At 73.8% G+C, this 8,085-nt stretch carries 9 protein-coding genes; 5 read left to right on the forward strand and 4 right to left on the reverse strand.

The genetic code is table 11. The features are described from left to right. Positions 1 to 165: 165 nt before the first annotated feature. The gene (locus tag ONA70_RS32635; RefSeq protein WP_406601292.1) at positions 166 to 651 is read left to right on the forward strand and encodes a hypothetical protein; all 486 of its coding nucleotides are present in this window, start codon (positions 166 to 168) and stop codon (positions 649 to 651) included. 265 nt (positions 652 to 916) lie between these two features. On the opposite strand, the gene ONA70_RS32640 is transcribed toward ONA70_RS32635, so the two are convergent. Then, the gene (locus tag ONA70_RS32640) at positions 917 to 1,906 is read right to left on the reverse strand and encodes a GlxA family transcriptional regulator (RefSeq protein WP_265010339.1); all 990 of its coding nucleotides are present in this window, start codon (positions 1,904 to 1,906) and stop codon (positions 917 to 919) included. 52 nt (positions 1,907 to 1,958) lie between these two features. On the opposite strand from ONA70_RS32640, the gene ONA70_RS32645 reads away from it, so the two are divergent. After that, positions 1,959 to 3,254 (forward strand): MFS transporter, encoded by a 1,296-nt coding sequence (locus ONA70_RS32645; protein ID WP_265010340.1) that lies wholly within the window; start codon positions 1,959 to 1,961, stop codon positions 3,252 to 3,254. Between the two features lie 4 nt (positions 3,255 to 3,258). Here the strand turns inward: ONA70_RS32645 and ONA70_RS32650 are convergent, their stop codons facing one another. Genes ONA70_RS32650 through ONA70_RS32660 form a run of 3 tightly spaced genes read right to left on the reverse strand, consistent with a single transcriptional unit; the run spans position 3,259 to position 4,827 of the window. After that, entirely contained in the window at positions 3,259 to 3,975 is a 717-nt protein-coding gene (locus tag ONA70_RS32650; RefSeq protein ID WP_265010341.1) for an RICIN domain-containing protein, read from the reverse strand. A gap of 57 nt (positions 3,976 to 4,032) precedes the next feature. Beyond that, the gene (locus tag ONA70_RS32655; RefSeq protein WP_265010342.1) at positions 4,033 to 4,317 is read right to left on the reverse strand and encodes a DUF427 domain-containing protein; all 285 of its coding nucleotides are present in this window, start codon (positions 4,315 to 4,317) and stop codon (positions 4,033 to 4,035) included. Positions 4,318 to 4,356: 39 nt separating this feature from the next. Continuing rightward, positions 4,357 to 4,827: an aminoacyl-tRNA deacylase gene (locus tag ONA70_RS32660; RefSeq protein WP_265010343.1), complete on the reverse strand. Its 471-nt coding sequence runs from the start codon at positions 4,825 to 4,827 to the stop codon at positions 4,357 to 4,359. Between the two features lie 92 nt (positions 4,828 to 4,919). Here ONA70_RS32660 and ONA70_RS32665 point away from each other — a divergent pair, with 92 nt between their 5' ends. The 3 genes from ONA70_RS32665 to ONA70_RS32675 all read left to right on the forward strand — a co-directional run. Beyond that, positions 4,920 to 6,305 carry an FAD-binding oxidoreductase gene (locus tag ONA70_RS32665; protein WP_265010344.1) on the forward strand — a complete coding sequence of 462 codons (1,386 nt, stop codon included), beginning with the start codon at positions 4,920 to 4,922 and terminating at the stop codon, positions 6,303 to 6,305. Beyond that, the gene (locus tag ONA70_RS32670) at positions 6,302 to 7,645 is read left to right on the forward strand and encodes a class I SAM-dependent methyltransferase (RefSeq protein WP_265010345.1); all 1,344 of its coding nucleotides are present in this window, start codon (positions 6,302 to 6,304) and stop codon (positions 7,643 to 7,645) included. The genes ONA70_RS32665 and ONA70_RS32670 overlap by 4 nt, the downstream gene beginning before the upstream one ends. Positions 7,646 to 7,820: 175 nt before the next feature. Then, positions 7,821 to 8,085 (forward strand): hypothetical protein (locus ONA70_RS32675; RefSeq protein ID WP_265010346.1); only part of this gene is annotated, 265 nt, incomplete at its 3' end.

The raw sequence follows: 8,085 nt of genomic DNA on the forward strand, positions 1-8,085 counted from the left end.
AACCATGACCGCTGGCCGGCACCCGACAACGGGTGCCGGCCAGCGGCGTTTCGACAGCTGCGAATCGCAACTTGCCGAGATCGTGACCGGTTGGTGGACCCCGTCCGGGTGAACCGGGCGGGGTAGTCCCGGTGCGGCCGTCGGGGGCCGGAGTTGGATTCGGGCATGGACGACGTGGACGCCGTGGCGCTGCGGCAGGCGTACGAGGCGGTGCTGGTGGAAGTGGACGCTGGCGGGTTCGGACCGCCCGCGGACGGTGAGTTGGGCGCCGACCAGATCGTGGCGCACCTGGCCGCCAACGACGAGCTGATGAGCGAGGCGACCGAGGCGGTGCTGGCCGGGTCGCCGTTCGCGTACTACGACCTGGAGACGATCCACCGGCCGCAGCTCGACGCGCTGGTCTCCGAGTGCGGGGGACTGGACGGGCTGGCCGCCCTGCTCCGGGCCACCAGTCAGAAGCTGTGCGCGCTGGCCGAACGGCTCGGCCCGGCTGCGGAGACGTCGGTCGACACCGTCTTGCGGGAGGGCTTCGACCTGGACGTGGACGACTCGCTGCCCTGGGGTCGGGTGCTGGACCTGCACACCCGCGTCCACCTGCCCATGCACCTGGCCCAGCTCCGCGCACTGCGCCGGCAGCCCCACCTCGCCTGAGCCGCCGCTCAGGATGCGGGCGAGGGCTGCGCTCCGCTGCCCCGGCTGAGCGGCGGGTCAGGGCGCGGGCAAGGCCGGCGCCACCGCCCGACGGAGCAGCAGCCCAGGACGGAAGCAAGAGGCCCGCCGCGGCAGAGCAGCAGGTCAGCGCCGGCGGCCACCACCGACTGGTCCAGCAGCAGCGCAAGGAATCCCCGTCGCCCGGCAGAGCGGCAGGTCAGCGCGCCGGCAAGGAATCCGCCGCGTCGCCCGGCAGAGCAGCGGGTCAGGGCCGGTGGAACGTCCGCCGGTACGCCGTGGGAGCCACGCCGACCCGGTGATGGAAGTGCTGCCGGAAGGCGGCGGTGGTGCCGAAGCCGGAGTGCCGGGCGATCTGCTCGACGGTCAGGTCGGTGGTCTCCAGTAGCAACCGGGCGTGGTCGGTGCGTTGCTGGAGCAGCCACTGCGCCGGGCTGAGCCCGGTCTCGGAGCGGAAGTGCCGGGTGAACGTCCGTACGCTCATCCGGGCGTGCGCGGCCAGGTCGCGCAGGGCGACCGGCTCGTGCAGCCGGCACCGGGCCCACTCGCGGGTGGCCGCGGTGCCGGCTTCCGCGGACCGGGGCACCGGGCGTTCGATGAACTGGGCCTGGCCGCCGTCCCGCCAGGGCGGCACCACGCAGCGGCGGGCGGCCCGGTTGGCCACCCCGCTGCCGTGGTCGGTGCGGATGACGTGCAGGCAGAGGTCGATGCCGGCGGCCACCCCGGCCGAGGTGAGCACGCTGCCGGTGTCGATGAAGAGCACGTCCGGGTCGAGGTCCACGCCCGGGTGCAGCCGGCGGAACCGGTCCGCGTACGCCCAGTGGGTGGTGGCCGGGCGGCCCTCGAGCAGGCCGGCGGCGGCCAGCACGAACGCGCCGGTGCAGATCGACATGATCCGTACGCCCCGCTCGTGGGCCGACCGCAGCGCCGCCGCCACCTCCGGATCGAGGGTGCCGTCGGTCATCGCCGGGCCGCTGTGCACCCCGGGAATGATCACCGTGTCCGCCTGCTCCAGCAGCTCCAGCCCGTGGTCTGGGAGCACCTGGAAGCCGGCCGTGCTGCGCACCGGGCGCCCGCCCGGCGTGCAGGTCTCGGCGGTGTAGAGGGGCGTGAGGTCCTCGGTGCGGGCGCAGCCGAACACCTGGGCCCCGGTGCCCAGGTCGAGGCCGACCACGTCGTCGAGGGCGAGTACCGCGATCCGGTGCGGGACGAGCGTCATGGCCCGATTATTGCGCATGCTGGCTTTCCGGCCACTCGTCGCGCCGTCCGCCACCCCCGAGACTCGGAGCGTGACCCGACACCGTCTCCATCCGGCCTGGCTCGTGGCCGGCGTCTCGTTCGTCGCGTTGGTCGGCGCGGCCGGCTTCCGCGCCACGCCCGGCGTGCTGCTGCACCCGCTACACGCCGAGTTCGGCTGGCCGCTCGCCACCATCTCCGCCGCCGTCTCGGTCAACCTGATGCTCTACGGGCTCACCGCCCCGTTCGCCGCCGCGCTGATGGACCGCTTCGGCATCCGCCGGGTGGTGTCCGCCGCCCTGGTCCTGGTGGCGCTCGGCAGCGGGCTGACCGTCGCGATGAGCGCGAGCTGGCAACTGATCCTCTGCTGGGGCGTCCTGGTCGGCCTCGGCACCGGCTCGATGGCCCTCGCCTTCGTGGCAACCGTCACGGGCCGCTGGTTCGTCCGCCGCCGCGGCCTGGTCACCGGGGTGCTCACCGCCGGCGGGGCCGCCGGTCAGCTGGTCTTCCTCCCGCTGGTCGCCGTGCTGGCCCGCGACCACGGCTGGCGGGTGGCGGCGCTGGTCGTCGCCGGAGCCGCGCTGGCGGTCGTACCCCTGGTGGGGTGGCTGCTGCGGGAGCACCCGGCGGATCTCGGCCTGCCCGCCTACGGCGCCGACGAGGTGGTGCCGCCGACGCCGCCGGCCGGCGGCGCGGCGGCCCGGGCGGTCGGCGCCCTCGCCGCCGCCGCGCGGACCCGGCCGTTCTGGCTGCTCGCCGGGGGCTTCGCGATCTGCGGCGCGACCACCAACGGCCTGGTCGGTACCCACTTCGTGCCGGCCGCGCACGACCACGGCATGCCGGAGACCACCGCCGCCGGCCTGCTCGCCCTGGTCGGCCTCTTCGACATCGCCGGTACGGTCGCCTCCGGCTGGCTCACCGACCGGGTGGACAGCCGGCTCCTGCTCGGCGCCTACTACGCGCTGCGCGGCGCGTCCCTGCTGGTGCTGCCGAGCCTCTTCGCCGGTTCGGCCCGGCCCAGCATGCTGATCTTCATCATCTTCTACGGCCTGGACTGGGTGGCCACCGTGCCGCCGACCGTGGCGCTGTGCCGCGAGTGGTTCGGCGCGTCCGGCGCGGTGGTCTTCGGCTGGGTCTTCGCCGCGCACCAGGTCGGTGCGGCCCTCGCCGCGACCGGCGCCGGCCTGGTCCGCGATCAGCTCGGCGACTACGCCCCGGCCTGGTACGCGGCCGGCGCGCTGTCGATCGGGGCGGCCGGGCTCTCGCTGCTGCTGCGCCGCCGGGCCGACGAGCCGTCGTTCGTGGTGCCGGTCGCCTCCGGGCGCCAGGCGTGGAGTTACCGGGGCTGACCGGTCAGCCGGCGCTCCACTGCTGCTCCGGAGCGCCGGTGCATGGGGCCTGCACGAGCTTCGTGCCGGGCTGGGTGCCGGCCCCCTCGGGCTGCGCGCACTTGCCGCTGTGCACGGCGACCAGCAGCACCGCGCCCGGGCCGGCGGGCTGCAACCGCCACTGCTGGTTGCCCTGCCCGTGGCAGGGGTACTGCTGGAGCTTGGCGCCGTCGTCGGTGCTGGCGCCCTCGACGTCCAGGCACTGGCCGTACGCGATCACGGTGAGAGCCACCGCGTCGGGGGCGAGCTGGCCAGCCGTCCACTGCTGCTCCGGCCCGCCCGTGCAGGGGGCGAGCTGCGCCTTCGCCTGCTGCTGGTCGCTCTCCAGCCCGAGGCACAGCCCCGAGGGCACCGAGCGGAGCACCTTCGGTCCGTTCGCCGGGGCCTGCGGGCTGGTCGGCGCGGTGGTCGGCGACGGCGCGGCCGGTGTGGTCGGGGCCGCCTGCGTCGTGGGCGCGGCCGCGCTCGACCCGCTCGCCGCGGGGGTGGGCACGGCCGCCGCCGGCACCACCGGCCGCTCGTCGCCGCTACCGCCGAGCACGCCGGCGGCGAAGAAGAGCCCCAGGAGTACGCCGACCACCGCCACGCCCAGCGCGATCCGCATCAGCGGGTCCTGCGGCAGGCCGGGGCGGCGGCTGCCGTAGACGGTGCCGGCCGGGTCGCTGCGTCGGTCGTCGGACATGGGGGCATCCTGACCCACCGCGTCCGTCGAGGGCCAGTCGCCTCGACGGAGCGTGATTCAGTCGACGACCTTCACGTCCTTCCAGAACGCCACCCGGTCGCGCACCATCTCCGCGTCCGGCTTCGGGTCCGGGTAGTACCAGACGGCGTCTGCGCTGGTCCGGCCCGCGTGTTCCAGCGTGTAGTAGGAGGCCGTGCCCTTCCACGGGCAGACCGTGTGGGTGGCGGAGTCGCGGATCAGGTCGTCGCGCAACGCCGCACGGGGGAAGTAGTGGTTGCCCTCGACCACCACGGTGTCGTCACTCTCCGCGACGATCAGGTCGTTCCAGACGGCTTTCGGCATGCCCCCACGCTATGCCCGACCGGCCTGGTCGGCCAGCGGTCAGCGGGCGGGTTCCGGGTCGGTGACGTCGGCGACGGTCGCGCCCAGGGTGGCGATGGCGGCGTCCGCGTCGACCGCCACGGCCATCCCGTGCTCGCCCGCGCCGAGGGTGATCTCCCGGCCGCGCAACCGCTCGTCGGCGACCACCGGCCAGGCGGTGGTCGAGCCGAACGGGGTGATGGTGCCCCGCTCGTAGCCGGTGGCCGCCCGGGCCGCCGCCGCGTCCGGCATGGACATCCGGCTCACTCCGAGCAGTGCCCGCAGCTTGGGCCAGGAGATCACCCGATCGCCGGGGGTGAGCACGAACAGGTGGTCGTCCTCGCCACGGCGGACCACGATGGTCTTGACCACATCGGGCACCTCCACGCCGCGCGCCCGGGCCGCCTCGGGAAGGCTGCGAACCGGACCGTGCCGGATCACCCGGTACGGCAGTCCGGCGGCGTCGAGGGCGGCGAGGGCGGGGGAGGACATGGTCGCCACGGTAACCGGCTGTCGTATGCCGGACGCGGAACCGCCACTGTGGTCATCCCACGAATTGTCGTACCCGGGCGTAAGGTGAGATCATGCACGCTGTCCGTGATCATGAACGGGCGGTGGACACGCTGCGGAGCTCGTACGCCGCGGTGCCCGCCGGGGAACCCGTACGGCTGGCCAAGCAAACCTCCAATCTGTTCCGTCCCCGATCCGCGCCCCGCGTGCCGGGGCTCGACGTCAGCGGCCTGACCGGGGTGCTCGCCGTCGACCCGGCCACCCGCACCGCCGAAGTGCAGGGCATGTGCACCTATGAGGACCTGGTCGACGCGACCCTGCCGCACGGGCTGATGCCGCTGGTGGTGCCGCAACTGCGCACCATCACCCTGGGCGGCGCGGTGACCGGTCTGGGGATCGAGTCCACCTCCTTCCGCAACGGCCTGCCGCACGAGTCGGTGCTGGAGATGGACATGCTCACCGGATCGGGCGAGATCGTCACCGCCCGGCCGGACGGGGAGCACGCCGAGCTGTTCCGGGCCTTCCCCAACTCGCTCGGCAGCCTCGGCTACGCCACCCGGCTGCGCATCGAACTCCAGCCGGTCCGCCGGTACGTGACGCTGCGCAACATCCGGTTCACCCGGCTCGAGGAGTTGACCGACGCGGTCGGCGAGGTGATCGCCAAGGGCTCCTGGGAGGGCGACCCGGTCGACGCGATGGACGGGGTGATGTTCAGCCCCGGCGAGGCGTACCTGGTGCTCGGGGCCTTCACCGACGACGCGGCCGGCGGGCCCAGCGACTACACCGGCCAGGACATCTACTACCGCTCGCTGCGCCGGCGCACCCGGGACGTGCTCACCACCTATGACTACCTCTGGCGTTGGGACACCGACTGGTTCTGGTGCTCGGCGGCGTTCGGGGTGCAGCATCCGGTGGTCCGCCGGCTGTGGCCCCAGCGCTACCGGCGCAGTGACTTCTACCACCGGCTCGTGCGGCTGGAGCACCGCCACCAGGTGACTGCCCGGATCGACCGTTGGCGGGGCCTCCCGGCCCGGGAGCGGGTGGTGCAGGACGTGGAGATACCGCTCGACGGCACCGCCGACTTCCTGCGCTGGTTCGCCCGGAACGTGGGGATGACTCCGGTCTGGCTCTGCCCGCTGCGGCTGCGCGAGCCGGCCGGCCCCGGATCGGCCCGCGCCTGGCCGTTGTATCCCCTGCAACCGAGCGAGAGCTATGTGAACATCGGCTTCTGGGGGAGCGTGCCGATCGCCGACGGCGCCGCGGACGGCGACGTCAACCGGGCGGTCGAGCGGGCGGTGTCGGAGGCGGGCGGGCACAAGTCGCTCTACTCCGACGCGTACTACGAACGGGACGAGTTCGACCGGCTCTACGGCGGCGACATCTGGCGCGCCGTCCGGGACCGGTACGACCCGGACCACCGGCTCACGGGACTCTACGAAAAGGCGGTGGCACGACAGTGAGCTTGATCGACCGTGAACAGGGGGCGACCGGCGCCCCGTCCGGCCCGCCGGCGGGGGGCCGGCGTACCGGCCCGACCGTCGCCGACGTGGTCCGTGCCGTCACCACCGGCGACCTGTCCATCCGCATCACCGGGTACGACGGCAGCGCGGTCGGCCCGGCCGACGCCGGGATCACCCTGGCGATCCGCTCCGAGCGGGGCCTTTCCTACCTGCTCACGGCGCCGGGCGACCTGGGCATGGCCCGGGCGTACGTGAGCGGCGACCTGGGGCTGGAGGGCGTGCACCCGGGCGACCCGTACGAGGCGTTCAAGGTGCTCAGGGACGAGGTGCACCTGCGCCTCCCGGCCATGAGTGAGGCGCTGGCCCTGGTGAAGGGGCTGGGTTGGGAGCGGCTGATGCCGCCGGCGCCCCCGCCGCAGGAGGCCGCGCCGCGCTGGAAGCGGGTGATGAACGGGCTGCGCCACTCGCGTACCCGGGACAGCAGCGCGATCTCCCATCACTACGACGTCTCGAACGCCTTCTACGAGAAGGTGCTCGGGCCGTCCATGACGTACACCTGCGCGGTCTTCCGCAGCCCAGGGGACACCCTGGAGGAGGCGCAGCGGGCCAAGTACGACCTGGTCGCCGGCAAGCTGGCGCTCAAGCCGGGGATGCGGCTGCTCGACGTCGGCTGCGGCTGGGGCGGCATGGTCCGGCACGCGGCCCGCGAGTACGGCGTCAAGGCGCTCGGCGTGACCCTGTCGAGGGCGCAGGCCGAGTGGGCGCAGGCGGCGATCGAGCGGGAAGGGCTGAGCGAGCTCGCCGAGGTGCGGCACCTGGACTACCGGGACGCCCCGCGCGAGCAGTTCGACGTCGTCTCCTCGATCGGCCTGACCGAGCACATCGGGGTGCGCAACTACCCGGCGTACTTCGGCGCGCTGCGCAGCCGGCTGAAGCCGGGCGGGCGGCTGCTCAACCACTGCATCACCCGGGCCGACAACCGCGCCCCGCACCGCTCCGGCGCCTTCATCGACCGGTACGTCTTCCCGGACGGTGAGCTGGCCGGGCCGGGCCGGTTGATCAGCGAGATCCACGACGCCGGGCTGGAGGTGCACCATGAGGAGAACCTGCGCCAGCACTACGCGCTGACCCTGGCCGGCTGGTGCCGCAACCTGGTCGAGCACTGGGATTTCTGCGTCGACGAGGTCGGCCCGGGCACCGCCCGGGTGTGGGGCCTCTACATGGCCGGCTCCCGGATGGCCTTCGAGCGCAACGACATCCAACTGCACCAGGTGCTGGCCACCCACAACGGGCCGCAGGGGGTCAACGGCTACCCGCTGCGTCCCGACTGGACGCCCTGACCTGCTGCCGACGACGAAAGGCCGCGCGATCCGCGCGGCCTTTCGTCGTGCGCAGAATTTTCGGGCGGCCAGTCAACCTTCGGGTGCCACCCGTCGTCCTTGCGGGACTGACCCGGCTACGTGAACTCACCGCCGGCTGGGCGCTGGAAGACGCAGGGATGAACGGAGCACGCAGATGACCACCGACCTCGAGGACCAGTTGGTCGCCGGCATGCGGGACGAGGCTGCCGGCCTGACGCTCACCCGCGATGTGCTGGGCGACGCCATCCGCCGCCACCGGCGGCGCGCTGCCCTGCACCGCACCGCGTACGCGGCTGGCGTGGTCGGGGCGGCCGGAGCCCTGGTGGCGGCGGTGACCGTCGGCACCGGCGCGCCCGCCGGCCGGCCCCGGTCGCCGGGGCCGGTCGCCGAACGGCCCGCCGTGGCCGCCGACACGCCGC

Origin of the sequence: Micromonospora yasonensis, from assembly GCF_026013475.1 — a bacterium.
Classification (GTDB): Bacteria; Actinomycetota; Actinomycetes; order Mycobacteriales; family Micromonosporaceae; genus Micromonospora; species Micromonospora yasonensis.

What these genes read in the sequence shown, in the direction of transcription:
- ONA70_RS32635 (WP_406601292.1), top strand. Translation starts at nt 166, where the DNA reads ATGGACGACGTGGACGCCGTGGCGCTGCGGCAGGCGTACGAGGCGGTG.
- ONA70_RS32640 (WP_265010339.1), bottom strand. Translation starts at nt 1,906, where the DNA reads ATGCGCAATAATCGGGCCATGACGCTCGTCCCGCACCGGATCGCGGTA.
- ONA70_RS32650 (WP_265010341.1), bottom strand. Translation starts at nt 3,975, where the DNA reads ATGTCCGACGACCGACGCAGCGACCCGGCCGGCACCGTCTACGGCAGC.
- ONA70_RS32655 (WP_265010342.1), bottom strand. Translation starts at nt 4,317, where the DNA reads ATGCCGAAAGCCGTCTGGAACGACCTGATCGTCGCGGAGAGTGACGAC.
- ONA70_RS32660 (WP_265010343.1), bottom strand. Translation starts at nt 4,827, where the DNA reads ATGTCCTCCCCCGCCCTCGCCGCCCTCGACGCCGCCGGACTGCCGTAC.
- ONA70_RS32665 (WP_265010344.1), top strand. Translation starts at nt 4,920, where the DNA reads ATGCACGCTGTCCGTGATCATGAACGGGCGGTGGACACGCTGCGGAGC.